This window comes from Senegalimassilia faecalis, assembly GCF_004135645.1.
Taxonomy (GTDB): domain Bacteria; phylum Actinomycetota; class Coriobacteriia; order Coriobacteriales; family Eggerthellaceae; genus Senegalimassilia; species Senegalimassilia faecalis.
In genome coordinates this window covers 1,714,607-1,728,208 of the sequence record NZ_SDPW01000001.1, presented here as the reverse complement: position 1 = coordinate 1,728,208, position 13,602 = coordinate 1,714,607, and the positions used below count along the sequence as shown (strand labels likewise).

The 13,602-nt window shown below is 68.0% G+C and carries 12 protein-coding genes; all 12 read right to left on the bottom strand.

Annotated features, from left to right (window positions below; genetic code table 11):
• Positions 1 to 226: 226 nt before the first annotated feature.
• A complete protein-coding gene (locus ET524_RS11545; protein ID WP_161566626.1) occupies positions 227 to 364 on the bottom strand; it encodes a hypothetical protein in 138 nt (45 codons plus the stop codon).
• A 765-nt stretch (positions 365 to 1,129) separates the two neighbouring features.
• Positions 1,130 to 2,179 carry an ABC transporter ATP-binding protein gene (locus tag ET524_RS07290; protein ID WP_129424547.1) on the bottom strand — a complete coding sequence of 350 codons (1,050 nt, stop codon included), beginning with the start codon at positions 2,177 to 2,179 and terminating at the stop codon, positions 1,130 to 1,132.
• 7 nt (positions 2,180 to 2,186) lie between these two features.
• Positions 2,187 to 3,017: an ABC transporter permease gene (locus tag ET524_RS07285; protein ID WP_129424545.1), complete on the bottom strand. Its 831-nt coding sequence runs from the start codon at positions 3,015 to 3,017 to the stop codon at positions 2,187 to 2,189.
• Complete coding sequence (locus ET524_RS07280; protein ID WP_129424543.1) at positions 3,014 to 3,904, bottom strand: ABC transporter permease; 891 nt, start codon at positions 3,902 to 3,904, stop codon at positions 3,014 to 3,016. The genes ET524_RS07285 and ET524_RS07280 overlap by 4 nt, the downstream gene beginning before the upstream one ends.
• 40 nt (positions 3,905 to 3,944) lie before the next feature.
• On the bottom strand, positions 3,945 to 5,267 hold the full coding sequence (locus tag ET524_RS07275; protein ID WP_201738714.1) for an ABC transporter substrate-binding protein: 1,323 nt from the start codon (positions 5,265 to 5,267) through the stop codon (positions 3,945 to 3,947).
• Between the two features lie 151 nt (positions 5,268 to 5,418).
• Entirely contained in the window at positions 5,419 to 6,489 is a 1,071-nt protein-coding gene (locus ET524_RS07270; protein ID WP_161566625.1) for a (Fe-S)-binding protein, read from the bottom strand.
• A 161-nt stretch (positions 6,490 to 6,650) separates the two neighbouring features.
• On the bottom strand, positions 6,651 to 7,085 hold the full coding sequence (locus ET524_RS07265) for a GNAT family N-acetyltransferase (RefSeq protein WP_129424539.1): 435 nt from the start codon (positions 7,083 to 7,085) through the stop codon (positions 6,651 to 6,653).
• Positions 7,086 to 7,094: 9 nt separating this feature from the next.
• Positions 7,095 to 8,153: a DUF169 domain-containing protein gene (locus ET524_RS11540; protein ID WP_161566624.1), complete on the bottom strand. Its 1,059-nt coding sequence runs from the start codon at positions 8,151 to 8,153 to the stop codon at positions 7,095 to 7,097.
• Entirely contained in the window at positions 8,126 to 9,454 is a 1,329-nt protein-coding gene (locus ET524_RS07255; RefSeq protein ID WP_129424537.1) for a radical SAM protein, read from the bottom strand. Before ET524_RS07255 ends, ET524_RS11540 begins: the two co-directional genes overlap by 28 nt.
• A gap of 6 nt (positions 9,455 to 9,460) precedes the next feature.
• Entirely contained in the window at positions 9,461 to 10,321 is an 861-nt protein-coding gene (locus tag ET524_RS07250) for a TIGR04282 family arsenosugar biosynthesis glycosyltransferase (RefSeq protein ID WP_129424535.1), read from the bottom strand.
• Positions 10,318 to 12,603: a molybdopterin-containing oxidoreductase family protein gene (locus ET524_RS07245; protein ID WP_201738713.1), complete on the bottom strand. Its 2,286-nt coding sequence runs from the start codon at positions 12,601 to 12,603 to the stop codon at positions 10,318 to 10,320. The genes ET524_RS07250 and ET524_RS07245 overlap by 4 nt, the downstream gene beginning before the upstream one ends.
• Positions 12,600 to 13,535 carry a heterodisulfide reductase-related iron-sulfur binding cluster gene (locus tag ET524_RS07240; protein WP_129424533.1) on the bottom strand — a complete coding sequence of 312 codons (936 nt, stop codon included), beginning with the start codon at positions 13,533 to 13,535 and terminating at the stop codon, positions 12,600 to 12,602. Before ET524_RS07240 ends, ET524_RS07245 begins: the two co-directional genes overlap by 4 nt.
• Positions 13,536 to 13,602: the final 67 nt, after the last annotated feature.

The following is a 13,602-nucleotide window of genomic DNA, read 5'->3' as shown; positions in this document are numbered from 1 at the left end:
TCAGCGACTGCCGCCGTAGCACTTTCTTCACCGGTTGCGGATTCGCTGCCCTCTTCGCCAGTTGCCGCTGCGGAGGCTGCTTCGCTAGCCGTAGCTGCGGAGGTTGCGTTTTCGTTCGACGTTGTCGTCGTGCCGGATGTCTTGCCGGTTGCTTCGGGCTGCGTGGCGGACGTGGTACGCGGGCTTGCGCCCGTATCGGCGTCTTCGGCCTGACCGGAAGGCTGAGTCAGCTCAGTCGAGGGTGAGGAACCCCCCCCGATGCCGTGTCGTCGTCAGCCGCGAACGCCGCACTGGGCACCATCATGGGGCACATCGCGACGCTCATCAGGACCGAGATGACTTTGTTCGCGTTACTAGTTTTCATCTCCCTTTCATCTTCCTTTCCGTTTTCCTCGATTCCAACAGTTGCTATAAATCCATTCCCGCCGTTACGGCCTTTGGCAGGAAGTGATTTACCGGATGGGAGAGGCTTTGCGGACGATTGCAGCGCATCACGGTAATGCCGATGCGAAATCGCGCCGATATGGCGAATCATGTTTTCGCTTCAGGATGGCGCCGCGCGACCTCTTCGCTAAAATCCGCCCGAATTGCCTCAGGGAAAGAAAAAAGGGTGCCTCCGCTGTGTAGGAGGTACCCTTTTGCAGACATAGTCCGAGCCAGGATGCAGTACGCTGGCGACAAGGCAGGTAGTTTTACTCTGCCTCGGAATAATCAGTTCAATCGTTTTCGATTGAATCATGGTGTCGCCCCCGATCCAAAATCGCGCACGCAGAATGAATCGAGAGTATCATAGCAGAATACTCGCTTATTATCGTGTCCAAATCTTAAACAAATGCAACTCTATGGGCGGCAGACTCGTCCCCCTCCCCCGTTTGAGCATCAAGCATTCACGCTGATGGCGGACAAGCGTTATCGACCAGCGGCTGATTCCCTGTAGGTCCCCCGAACCATGACGGAAGCCGAATAGCGAGGGCTCCAGCGCCTTCTTTTACCCAAACACCAAGTCGAACTTGAGAATTTTCCGCTAGGTCCTTGATTCGAGGTCCTCCAGCTCGCAAAATCATTCAACTCGCAAGCTCCGCCGGATCGCGGCGCTGTATCAGAAGTGATTTCGATACAGCCCCCTTTTTTATGATGGGCGAGAGAAGACGAAGCAGCCCTCGACGCCAATGAAGACGGGCACGGCCTCGCCAGGACCGGGGAGCGCGGCCGTGGGCACCGTGAGCGTCTGGCCTGCCACGTCGAGCCGCGCCAGGTACGCCGCCCCGGCATAGACGCCGCAGCGCACGACGGCCTCGCCCGCGCAGGGCTTCCCCGCCTCCTCCCCGTCCCGACCAAGCGAGCAGGCCCCCTGGCGTACCACGGCCACGGCCGGCCCGTCGGGAACGCCGACGGCGGGCAATGCGATCTCCCCCACGGAGAACCGCTCCGCGCGCACCGCGCCCTCAAGCACTGAGCAGTCGCCGAAGCAGGCGGCGATCTTGGCCGTGGCGGGGTCGCGGTACAGCACCTCCGGGGCGCCGAGCTGCGTCACCCGGCCCCCATCGAGGGCCACGATGGTGTCCGACATCATGAGGGCCTCGTTGGCGTCGTGGGTCACCATGAGCGCGGTGACGCCCTCCTCGCGGTGCAGACGCAGAAGAAGCGAGCGCATGTCGTCGCGCAGGCTCTCGTCCAACCCCGAGAACGGCTCGTCCAGAAGCAGGGCAGCTGGTGCCGCCGCAATGGCCCGGGCCAGGGCCACGCGCTGGGCCTGGCCGCCGGAGAGCGTCTGCACCGGGCGCGGCCCGAAGCCGGCCAGCTGCACGCGTTCGATCAGCTCTTGTGCCCGGGCGCGCCGCTCGCGACGGCCCACCCCGGCCATGCGCAGCGGGTAGGCGACGTTCTCCTCCACCGTCATATGGGGGAACAACCGCACGTCCTGGAACACGAACCCCAGCCGGCGCCTGTGAGGGGGAAGGCCGTCCACGGCCGCGCCGTCGAAGGCGATGCTGCCCGAATCCTGCAGCAGGATGCCGGCGATCACCTTGAGGAGGGTGGACTTGCCCGCCCCCGACTCCCCCAGAAGGGAACAGAACGCGCCGTCGGGCACGGTGAACGACACATCGCGCAGCACCGGCCGCATCGTCTTGCGCCCAGACCCCAAGGTCAGGTTGATATGGCTCACGGACAACTCCATGGCGCTCCTATCCGTTGAAGTAGTCGATTTCGCGGGAGGCCTGCTTGCGCAGCAGCACCTCGAACAGCAGAAAGACGATGAGCGTGGCGGCGAGGAACACCACGCCGTAGGCGCTCGCGATGGTGCGGTCGCCGCCGGCCAGGTACGGGAACATGACGAGCGCCAGCGTCTTCACCTTCCCCGCCCCCACGAGCAGCGTGATGAAGTACTGGGAGAACGACAGGATGTAGCTCATCGAGGCCGCAGACAGAAGAGAAGGGGCGAGCACGGGCAGAATCACCGTCGCCCACGTCCGCGCGCTGCCGGCCCCGCACAGGCGCGCCTGTTCCTCGAGGCGGGAGCCGGCAGCCTCCATGGCGTCGACCATGATCAGCGACGCGTAGGGCAGAGCCACGATGACATGGGAGACGACCACCCCCGCAACGGTGCCGGCCAGCCCGGCCCGGATGAAGGCCACCTGGACGCCCATGGCGAAGACGGTGGCCGGGATGAGGAAGGGCGTGAGCACCGCGAAGCGGAAGACCTCGCGGCCGGCGAACCGGTATCGCGACAGGGCGCGCCCGGCGAGCGCGGCCACCGTCGTGGTCAGCACCGCCGTGGCAAGCGCGATGCCCACCGAGGTGCCGAGCACGTCGGTCAGGCGCTGGGCGGGACCGAACAGCTCCTCCACGCCGCGGGCAGAGAGCGTCTCGGGGAGAAGCGAGGGCCAGGGCCACGAGGCCGTGAACGCCCAGACGACGATGATCGCCACGGGCCCCAGGACGCAGAGCGCCTGCAGGGCCACGAGCGCCCGCGCCGCCGCCTTCCCCGATAGGCCCCTGCCGCGCCGCGGGCTCATCGGTCGCGCTCCTCGCGGCGCAGCACGGCGAAGTACGCCGCGGCCGCCGCCGTGGTGACCACGGCCATGACGCCGTTGAGGGCCATGGCGATGCAGCGGTTCATGATATCGGGGTTCTGAAACTCAATGTAGGCGAGCACGGGCAGCGCCTTGGGCGCCGTCGCCCCCAGAAGGAACGTCACCTCGTAGGCGCCGAAGGCGAAGGCAAATACCACGAGGAAAGCCTTCACGAGCGCCCCTCTGCAAAGCGGCAGCGTCACCGTGAGAAACGAGCGCAGAGGCGAGGCGCCGAGAGTTCCCGCCGCCTCCCCGAAGCTGTCCGAGACATGGCCCATGAGCGTCACCGTGCAGAAGGCCACGAAGGGCACCTCCTTCCATACGTAGGTGGCGATGATGCCCCACCCGCTCGGGTCCCCCACGATAGAGGGGAAGTCCGTGGGGGACCCGATGAGGCCGAGGTGGAACAGGACCCGCGGCATAAGCCCCGAGCCCGAAAACAGCGAGACCATGGCCAACACCACGAGGATATGGGCGCACATGAGGGGGATCTGCACATCGATGAGGGCGATCAGCCGCGTGCGCCTCACCGCGCACAGCGCCGCGGACAGCACGATGCCGCCGGCAAGGGCGACAAGCGACGAGACCAGCGCGATATACAGGCTGAAGCCCACCGAGGCGGCCAGGTCGGGCCGGGTGAGCACCTCGCCCCAATAGTCGAGGGTGAAATCGGTCAGGCCGAGGAAGGGCATGATGCCGAACCCCTGCAGCACGCCGTTGACCACCCCGTAGAGGAAGACGGCCACCAGCACCAGGGCCGGCGCCATGAGAAGATAGGGGGCGACGGCGCGCCCGCGCCGCCGCATCGCCAGACGGTCCATGGCCGCCATCGCCTCCTCTCAGACAGCGCGGATGCGCTTAATTGAAACCTTACTGCTGCGCCACGCGCGTAAGCCACAGCTTCTCGAGGATCGGAATGACCGGGCCCGCGGCCTCGGTGATACGATGGTCGAGCAGCTCCTCCAAGGGAATCTGGGTGGAGCCAAGGGGCACGTCGGCGAAGGCCTTGGCATCGGCCTCGGGGAGCTTGCCCATGTCGAGCACCGAGATGTTGCCGATGTTCTCGTAGATGGACAGCTGCATCTCAGGCGAGATCACCTCGTTGATGGCCACGAGCGCCGCGGCCTTGTGGGGCGCGTTGGCGGCGATGGCCATGAAGTTAGAGTTGCCCACGGTGCCCGTGTCGAAGATGAACGAGCGGGTAGACTCGGGCAGCTGGCCGGTTTTGACGAGATCCTGCGGCGCGCCGTAGCCCATGTTCAGGATGAGCTCTCCGTCGGCGTACATGGTGGCCACCGTGGAGGAGTCGGCCGGGAAGGTCGCGCCCTCCTTCCAAAGGTACGGTTTCAGGTCGCGCAGGTAGTCCAGGCCGGGCTCCACAACGGCGAGCACGCTCTCCTCCGTGGGGTTTTCCAGAGACGACAGCTTCTCAAACTTGTCTTTGCCAACCACGCCGGCGATGAGGCAGGAGATGAAGGCCGTGCCGGTGAAGTCGCCGGGCTCCGGATAGGTGACTTGCCCCGGATGGGCCTGGCAGAAGGCCTTGAACTCCTCGACGGTGGTCGGCGGGGCATCGACGATGTCGCTGTTGTACCACATCTGCATCTGGGCCTTGCCGTAGGGGCATTCGAAGCCCTCGGTCGGCGAGCCGAAGTCGTATTCGACCTCGGGGCTTTGCCCGTCGATGAAGTCGTTGAAATTCGGCAGATAGCTCGTGAAGGGGCCCCAGAGGTAGCCGTTTTCCTTGCAGGAGTAGAAGTTCTCGCCGTTGATCCAGATGAAGTCGATGGAGCCCTCCTCCACGCCCGCCTGCATCTCGCCGGAGAGCTGGGTCAAGATGTCGTTGATGTCCATGCCTACCAGATCGAGCGTGATGTCGTACTTCTCCTTGAGCGCCGGGGCGAGCACCGTCTTGATCCAGGTGTTGCGCGTCTCGTCGCCGCCCCATCCGTACCAGGAGACCGTCTGTCCCTTGGCGGCCTCAAGCACGGCGTTCCAATCGCCGTAATCGACCTCGCCGGCCGCGGTGCCGGCGCCGCCGTCCCCCTTCGTATCGCCCGCGCCCGAGCAGCCCGCCAACGTGCCGCCGAACATCAGGGCCGCGACCGTCACGCCGGCCACGCCCACGAAGCGCCGACGGCTCATCTGGGCACGCGATGCCTCGGCAATCACCTTCGAGAATTCCTGATCCATGGTGTTCGTTCCTCCCATTGCTATATTTGGACTGTTCTACTATTTGATTGTGTCTACTAGTAGACTAACGCAATTCTATAGGAAGACCTCGGAGAGTCAAGGGGTCTTTGGAAAACCGCCCCCAGGCGTCCTCCCCTTCGGCGAGGATGCCTCAGAGCAGCTCCTGGGCGAGCCAGGGGCCGTACTCGCCGGACCACATGGACTCGAGCCGGCCGAAGACGCCCGGCCAATCGAAGCCGGGCTCGAAGAGCAGCTCCAGGTACTGACAGAACGCCGGGCCCGCGGCGCCCTCGCCCGATGCCGCATCGGCGCGGCGGGCGGCGGCGAAGGTGTAGGCGCAGGTGGGGCAGTTGGCCACGACGAGCTCGGCGCCGGCGGCGCGGGGCTCCTCGTCGAGCGCGCGGCGGGCGCGACGGTCGCAGATGCCCTGATCGACCAGGGACACGGCCCCGGCAGCGCCGCAGCAGACCGCGTTGGCGCCGTGGTGGGCGCATTCCACGCAGGCGCCGTCGTCGAAGATGCGGCGCAAAGGACCGCCGAAGCGCCCGTCGCGGTCGTGGCACGAGTCGAAGAACGTGACCACCGGCGCCTCGTTCCCAGCCAGGGCCCTCAGCTTCTCGGGCAGCGGCTTCGCTCCTGCCGCCGCCAGAAGCTCCGGCAGCGCGATGAGCTCAAGACCCTCGGCGCCCTCGGCCGTCTCCCATTCGTCGCGGCAGCCGGGACAAACGAGCACCACTCGCTTGATGCCCGCCGAAACGGCCCTTTCCGCAAGCCGGTGCTTGAAGGCCTCGCAGCGGTCGGCGAAACCGCCCGAGCGCAAAGGGCTCCCGCAGCAGTCCACGGAAAGGGCCACTTCCATCCCCTGCTCCCTCAGCCACGCGAACACCGCGCGCGTGAGCTCGGGGGCGTAGCTGGCCAGGGAGCATCCGGGGAAGAACAGCGTGTCGGCGCCCCACTCGCTGGCGTTCTCCAACAGGGGCAGATCAGTGTAGTAGATGCCGTGCACGGCGCGGTAGGCCGAGAAGATGTGCCACTCGCGATCGACCTGGGTCATGGTAAAGCCGTCGATGCCCGTGACGCCGGCCAGGGCCAGAAGCTCGCGCAGGGCCGCGAACACGGGCCGCGCCTCGATGCCGTCGGGACAGATGAGCGTGCAGAAGCCGTCCATGCAGCAGCGGCGCACGGCGAAGACGAGGTCGGGGCGGGCGTGGGCGAGCCCCAAGACGCCCTCGGCGTTGCCCGCCTCGGCAAAGGCGGCGGCGAGACCGCCCACGGTCAGGGCCTCCCCCGCCGGTTGCAGCACCTCGCAGCGGGGCGCGCACGCACCGCAGCGGCGGCACCGGTCCGCGGCGCAGGAAACGGTCTCGAAAGCGGAACTCCAGCTCATAGCACCTTCTTTCCCATGGGCAGCGGGGCGCACTCGCCGCGCATCTCGCAGCCGTCGCAGTCGGCGGCGATCGTTGGGGCGATGGCGTCCCAGGGCACCTCCTTGAAGCCCAGGGCGCGATAGAACGGAACCGAGGCGCCCCGGGCCACCAAGTACAGCTCGCCGACGCGGGCGAGCGCCTCTTCCACCAGCGCGCGCCCCACGCCCCATCCGCGCCAGGTGGCGCAGGACACGACCGGGTTCACGTGGAATACGCCGTTTTCCCCCTTCTGCAGGCGCAGGAAGCCCACGGGCACGTCCTCGTCGTTGACGGCGACGCGCACGCCTGTCGCCGAGGGCAGCGCATCCATGCCCTCGGCGGCGGCGTAGGCGTTCAGATAGGCGAGATCGGCCTCGCGGCCGTCGCGTATGGAGAAGGGGCTCTCGGTCACGGATTCCTCCTAGAACGGTGGCAGGTACACTTTGTCGCGGGACTGCGGGATGGCGCGGCGGCCCAGCTCGCGCAGGCCCCGCACGACGTCGTCCATGAGCGTCACGGGAATGCCCATCATCATGAGCGTGTCGTCCACATCCGACGAGGCGCGGCAGCCGTAGCAGCCGAAGGAGATGTTGATCTCGCCGGACGTCAGCGGGATGAGCGTCGTCTCCACGCACTGGGCATTATAGCCCGAGGCATGGAAGTCGTGGCGGTGCCCCGTGTAGTAGGACGTGGCCATGGAGAGCCACATCATCTGCTCCGGCGTTCCGACGACGGCCACCACCTCCGCCGTACAGCGCGGCGCATCCAGAGGGCAGGTCACCGTGGCGCGCACCGAGCGCGGCGGCAGGCTCGGGCGCTCGGCCACCATGCGACGGGCCGCCTCCACCGAGTCCAGCTTGTGGAACAGGATGTACAGCTCCCCCGAGGCGAGTTTCTTCGGGATGGGCGCCAACCCCAAGATGGAGGTGCCGTCGGGGCAGGCATGGCGGTTCACGGGCATCATGAGCGCTCGTCCGCGCCGGGCCGCCATGAGCGCCTGGCAAAAGCGCAGCCGCTCCTCGGGCAAGGGCACGTCGGGCAGAGGCTCGCCGGCCCGGATGAGCGAGACGGCCACGGGGTGCCAGCGCAGCCCCAGCACCTCGCGCAGGACGGCCGCCCACTCCCGGTAGCGCTCGCGGGTCGCGGCATCCAGCGGCGGTGCGCAGGGCTCGTCGGCCTCCGCCGCGGCCCGGGCCGTGGCCTCGATGCGGATGGCATGGGCCGGGCACTGGCCCGAGCAGGTCTCGCAGCCCCAGCAGGCCTCCTCTGCCACGGCCACGGGACGGCCGTCCTCCATGGCGATGACCTCCATGGGGCAGAACGCCTCGCACAAACCGCACCCGGTGCAGAGCGCGCCGTCGAAGTGCACGGCGTGGCTCACGGCGGTCGTGTCGGCGAACTGGGCCGCCTCCATTACTTCCAGGGCGCCTTCGTGAAGCTCGATCTTCTGGGTCACAGGCTCCTCAACTCCTCCTTGCACCAGGGGGCGTACACGCGCCGCCCGGCGCCGTCGGTTAAATGGTACGAGCAGAACGGGATGGCGCGCCCATCGGGCACCGTTACCATCATGGAGCATTCGCGCAGTCGGCGAAGGTCCATCGTGCTCGCGTCCATGTAGTTCATCACGATGATGGAAAGCCCGTCGTGCACCGGCACCCCGCGGGCGGCCAAGATGTCGGGGATGACCGACCCTTGCGGGCTGTCGGGGCTATAGGCCGCACGGTACTCCTCGAAGGTGATCGATTTGGTGGCCGGGTAGAAGCCGGAGGCGTGATAGCGCTCGGACGGCTCGCGGCGGTCGCGCACGAGGAAGGTGCCCGTATCGCACAGCGGATTCGAGCACCCGAGCGGCCAGAAGTCCTCCGCATCCAAAAGTCCCTCGGACTGCTCGGCCATCTTGAAGATGACGTCCCCCGCCGTGAGCGCCACAGGAGCCTCGGCCTCGAAGCGGCCCGAGGTGAAGGCGGGCTGCAACGCGAGCCCCGCCACCACATCGGCGTTCTCCAGCGCAAAGCGCAGAAGGTCGCCGAGCTGACCGTCGTTTTCGCCGGACACCACGGCCACGGAGAGCACTACCTGGACGCCCGCCTCGCGGCAGCGCTCGATGGCGCGCCGCTTCACGTCCAGGATATCCCGACCGCAGGTGGCCTCGTACACGCTCCCGGTCAGACCGTCGAAGGAAAGGTAGACCCCGGTGAGGCCCGCCTCCACGAGGCGTTCCAGATATCCCGGGCGACTCGCGATGACAAGCCCGTTGGTATTCACCTCGATGCCCCAGAAGCCCTTCTTACGGCCCAGGCGGATGATGTCCGGCAAATCGGCGCGGCAGGTGGGCTCGCCGCCAGTGAGCTGCACGGCCCCATCGGTGCCCACGGCGCGGGCGATGACGTCGTACATGGCGCCGATCTCCTCCAGCGTCGGGTCGCCCGTGGGATCCTCGGCGCTCATGAAGCACACCGGACAGTGCAGGTTGCAGGCGCGGGTCACCTCGATCTCCAGCAGCGTGCCGCGCCGCTCGTGGCGGGCGCAGGTGCCGCAGCCCGTCGGGCAGGGGGACGAGGCCGCGCAGTTGGGCTTGGGCGGCGTCTTGGGCAGCGCCAGCGAGGTCAGCCAGCGGTAGTGATCGGCATCGGGCCAGATGCGCGTGCGAACAAGCCCGTGATCGGGGCAGGTTCGCTCCATCCACACGACGCCGTCTCCATCAGCGGAAATGGTGGCCGGCAGCGGTAAGAGGCATTCCGGGCACAGCGCCTCGGTTCTCTCCTTCAACGTCTCTTCCATGGCTTCCTACTTGTCAATATACTGGCGCGGGTCGTGGTTCTCGTTGGGGGGAGTGGTCACCTTCAGCCCCAGGAAATTGATCCAGTCGAGCACGCGCCGGGGCACAAACAGCCCCTGGTGCGGGGCCGCCTCCTCGATGGCGCGCAGGCACGAGATGGCGTGGGCCAGATCACTCCCCTCGTCCACATCGGCCACCGGCGACAGGTACGCCGAGGGGGCGCCGGTGGCCTTCAGCTTCTCCACGTAGGCGTCGAGCGCCGCTTTGCCGCCGGTGTTGTAGTAGACGCCCTGGTTGTCCATGGGGGTTTCGGCGCACCAGCCAACCAAAGACGTGCCGCACTCCTGGCACGGCGCCTGCACGAAACCGGGCGTGCCGAGGGAGCGGAAGTAGTCGAGCCACTGGAAGGCCTGGGTGATGTGGCTCTTCGGCAGCGTGGGAATGTCGCCTCCCACCGACACCACCGCATCGTAGCCCAAGGCGAACAGCTGCGAGAAGGCGTCGTCGAAGTGGTCGTCGAAGGTGGCGCCCGCATCGGTCAGGTAGTGCACCTCCATGGGCCACGGGCCGATAGCCTCGTAGGTCTCGCGCATGAGCTGGACGTTGTCGGCCGGGGTGGTGGACACGTAGAAGTCGTAGGTGACGGCCTCCGCCGTCGGATCGGCGGCCACGGCCGCGTCGTTCTCGCGCTGCAGCTCGATGAGCGCGTGCATGGAAAGCTCGCTCACGTCGTAGAGGCTGCGGCGGAAGAACTCGGCGGCCTGCTCGGGCGTAAGGATGCCGCCCCGCTCGCGCGTGAGGCGCGTCTTCACGAGGCCGGGCACGGGCGGTTTGCTGAAGATGAGCAAGGCGCACTTGCGGTTGGTCATGCTGTCTCGTCCTTTCTCGGTATGGTCGTATCTTCTCTATCGTCTTGCCAGGAGAGTCGCCCGGCGAAGGGCGCGATATGGCACGGAATCGCGTTGTAGCGCCAGGTGCCGATCAGGGGCTCTTCGGCCGTGCAGCTGGTAAGGTGGTTGGCATTGGACTCGTCCATGGCGCCGAAGTGCGGCGCGGATGCGTCCTCCTCGGGACGCCACCAGCCGTAGTCGACGCTCACCACGTCGTCGCGCATGGGAGCGACCTCCAGAAGGAACCGCGCCGTGCCGACGGCAGTTCGAACCTCGACGGGATCCCCCACCCCAAGGCCCAGGACCGCCGCCGTGGCGGGGCTCACCGTGGCCTGTGGCGCCGGGCACGCCTTCCGAAAGCGCGGGTTCTCGAAGTACATGGAACCGTTGTAGGGCTGGCGCCGCGCGCCGGTGATCAGGGTGAGGGGCAGGCCCCCGTCCCGAGGCGCCACCTCGCCGAACGCGGCGCGCCCTCCGGGCCCAGACGCGCCGACCACGATCGGCTCGGGCACGCGCGAGCCACCGAAGCGCGGAAGGAACTCGCTCGCCAGCTCGATTTTTCCCGTAGTCGTGGCGAACCCCCGGGGCGCGCCGTCTGCGCCGGGCAGCTCGTGCTTGCGCGGCGTGGGCGCGGGCCAGTACAGGCCCGTGGCGCAGAACTCGTCCCAGGAAAGGCCCGTGGGCGCCAAGCTCGCGGCAAAGGCCTCCTCCAAAGTCTCCTCGGGCCAGGCATCCTCCTGGCCCAGGCGAAGTCCCAGATCGCGGAACACGTCGTAGTCGCGCTTGCGCTCGTAAAGGGGCGCCACCGCAGCGGGCCCGCCGTAGGCCGCGTTGGCCACACCGCCGTGCACCTGGAGCACCGGCCGCTCGAGGGCGCCAGCCGCGGGCAGCACGTAATCGGCCAGAGCCGCCGTGGGTGTCATGCGGTACTCGAGCACCACGAGCAGATCGAGGCCCGCAAGCGCCCGGCGCACACGGGCGGAGTCGCCGTAGGTGAGCAGCGGGTTGGTGGCGTTCACGATGAGCGCCCGCACCGGATAGGGCTCGCCGGTTTCCATGGCGGTGAGCACGTAGTCGGGCAGGGCCGAGGTGAGGTAGCGCATGGGAGGCGTGCGGCCGTGTCTTTCAGTGAGAGCGCGCAGGGCGTCGTAGCCCTCGAAGCTCTGCAGGGGCGTACGCCCGGCGTTGAGGGACGCCGTGCGGCAGCCGGGCGCCATCGCGTCGCTCTGCTCCATGGCCTGCTCGCTTATGAAGTCCGGCGCCTCCGCCAGAAGGCAGCTGCCCGGGACATCCACGTTGCCGGTGATAGCGCGCAGACAGCAGATGGCCCGATGGACGTGGGGCACTGCGCGCCCGAGCTGGTCGATGCCGCGGCCGGACACCAGCGCGGCGGCGCGGGCCGAGCCGAACAGGCGGGCGGCCCGGCGGATGTCGTCGGCGTCCACGCCGCAGACCCTCGACGCCTCCTCGGGCGTCCAAGGGGCAACACAGCGCGCCAACTCGTCGAAGCCGTGGCACCACGCCTCCACGAACGACTCGTCACAAAGCCCCTCGCTGATGATCGCGTTCAGAAGGCCCAGGGCCAAAACCGCGTCGGTGCCAGGGCGCACGGGCAGCCACAAATCAGCGATCTCGGCGGCCTCGGTCTTGCGCGGGTCGATCACCACGAGAGACCCCTCGCCGGCGGCATAGGATTGGATATGCCCCCAGAAGGCGGAGTTATCGGACTGGGCGGGGTTCGTGCCCCACAGGACGAGGCACTCCGTGAGCCCGGGGACGATATCGGCCTCCACGGTCCAGCCGAAGGTGACCATGTCCATCCAGATGCGCGGGTTCCAGCAGATCTGCCCGATGCCCATGTTGTTCGGCGAGCCGAAGCGGCTCATGAATCGGTGGAGCGGCCAAAACGAGCAATGCGGGCCGCCGATGGCGCTGGCCAGGGTGGCAGGACCGTGCTCCTCGGCGAGCGCCGAAAGCCGCGCGGCGATGTCGTCCAGCGCCTCGTCCCAGCTCACCCGCTCCCATCGGCCGCTCCCCCGCTCTCCCACCCGCCGCAGGGGATAGTTCACGCGGTCCGGCGCATCCAGCGCCCCGACGTTCATAGGCCAGCGCTTGCAGGAGGCCATGACCGAGGCGCCGTAGGGGTAGCGGGCCGGATCGGGGCGCAGCCTCGTCACGCGGCCCTCCTCCACCGTCGCGATGACGGCGCAGGCGTAGCCGCAGTACTGGCAGTTGCTCGGACGCTCGACGGACTCACTCACCGCGCCTCCCCCTCCCTCGCCGGAAGAAGCTCGAAGTCGCGGCCTCCGTCGGGCGCCTTCCGCTCGTTCTCGATGAGGAAGCGCAGGGACAGGGGGCGGGCCGCGACGCGCCAGTCCATGGGGTAGTCGCAGAGCAGCTCAAGGTAATGGACGACGGGAAGCCCGTCCTGGGCCGAGGCCAGGGACGCCGCGCAGCTCATGCAAGCCGTGACCATGGCATCGGCGCCGTGCCGGGCCGCGTGCTCCGCGCGCCGGGCCCCCTGGGCGAGCGCCGCCTCGTACCGGCCGGCGGCCCGGGCGATGGACCCGCAGCAGCGCGACGAGGGCTCGAGGTTGTCCTCGATGAGCATCTCGGGGGGAAGCATCGCCCGCACGCCGCGGCCGAAGTCGTAGTCGCCGCGGTCGGGGCACGAGTCGTGCACCCACATCTTCGGGGCGTCCTTGCCCGCGAAGCCCTTGGCGGCGAGTACCTCGCGCGCCGTGGCCGGATCGATGCGGCAGCCGAGCTCGGCGAGCACCTTGGGCAGGGCCACCACCTCCGCGCACGGCGCGCCCACCTCGGTCGAGAGGGCGCGCTTGAGGGCAGCCGCGCAGTTCGGGCACGCGGCCACGATGCGCTCGGTGCCCGCCGCCTCCACGGCCCGGCGCAGCGCCTCGTCGACGGCCGCCCGCCGGGCCGCGCCATCGTCCTCGAAGTCGAGGATCTTGCCGCAGCACAGAAGCGAGGTGCCGTCCACCGCGCCGGCCTGCGCGAGATAGTCCGACAAGGTGGAGACCAGGGCCGGGGCGTAGTTGAGCAGTGAGCATCCAGGGAAGAAGACCGAAGCGGCCCGCGTGCGGCTCCCTCCCTCGGACACGCGCGCCGACGATCCGTCAGCCGCCACCGCTACGGCGCAGCCGGTCAGCGCATCGGTCATCAGGATGCCGTCCATAGCGGTATCTCCTCTCTTGCAACGCGGGCCGCGCCGGGCGAAGGCGCGGCCCCGAATTCAATCCAAA

What these genes read in the sequence shown, in the direction of transcription:
- ET524_RS11545 (WP_161566626.1), bottom strand. Translation starts at nt 364, where the DNA reads ATGAAAACTAGTAACGCGAACAAAGTCATCTCGGTCCTGATGAGCGTC.
- ET524_RS07290 (WP_129424547.1), bottom strand. Translation starts at nt 2,179, where the DNA reads ATGGAGTTGTCCGTGAGCCATATCAACCTGACCTTGGGGTCTGGGCGC.
- ET524_RS07285 (WP_129424545.1), bottom strand. Translation starts at nt 3,017, where the DNA reads ATGAGCCCGCGGCGCGGCAGGGGCCTATCGGGGAAGGCGGCGGCGCGG.
- ET524_RS07280 (WP_129424543.1), bottom strand. Translation starts at nt 3,904, where the DNA reads ATGGCGGCCATGGACCGTCTGGCGATGCGGCGGCGCGGGCGCGCCGTC.
- ET524_RS07275 (WP_201738714.1), bottom strand. Translation starts at nt 5,267, where the DNA reads ATGGATCAGGAATTCTCGAAGGTGATTGCCGAGGCATCGCGTGCCCAG.
- ET524_RS07255 (WP_129424537.1), bottom strand. Translation starts at nt 9,454, where the DNA reads ATGGAAGAGACGTTGAAGGAGAGAACCGAGGCGCTGTGCCCGGAATGC.
- ET524_RS07250 (WP_129424535.1), bottom strand. Translation starts at nt 10,321, where the DNA reads ATGACCAACCGCAAGTGCGCCTTGCTCATCTTCAGCAAACCGCCCGTG.
- ET524_RS07240 (WP_129424533.1), bottom strand. Translation starts at nt 13,535, where the DNA reads ATGGACGGCATCCTGATGACCGATGCGCTGACCGGCTGCGCCGTAGCG.